The 259-nt window shown below is 59.5% G+C and carries 1 protein-coding gene; it reads right to left on the bottom strand.

The genetic code is table 11. The annotated features are described in order from the left end of the window. Positions 1-259, bottom strand: a 259-nt coding sequence (locus tag WG929_RS21110; RefSeq protein ID WP_416207638.1) for an ATP-binding protein, incomplete at both ends; no start/stop codon positions are given.

Genomic DNA, 259 nt, shown 5'->3' with positions numbered 1-259 from the left:
GCCTGGCGGGTCATCGGCAGGTAGCCCAGTTCGTCGATGATCAGCAGGTCGTATTGGCCCAGCTGTTTCAGTCGCTTTTTCAGCTCACCTTTCTTTTCCGCCAGTTCCAGTTCTTCGACCAAGGTCAGGGCGTTGCGGAACAGCACCCGGTAACCGGCTTCCACCGCTTTGTGGCCAATGCCAATGGCCAGGTGGGTCTTGCCGACGCCGGGTGGCCCAATCAGGATCAGATTGTGGCGCTCGTCGAGGAAGCGGAAGT

It is taken from the genome of Oceanobacter antarcticus (assembly GCF_044962685.1).
In the GTDB taxonomy this organism is placed as follows: Bacteria; Pseudomonadota; Gammaproteobacteria; order Pseudomonadales; family Oceanobacteraceae; genus Oceanobacter; species Oceanobacter antarcticus.
This window is presented reverse-complemented; position numbering and strand designations above follow the sequence as displayed.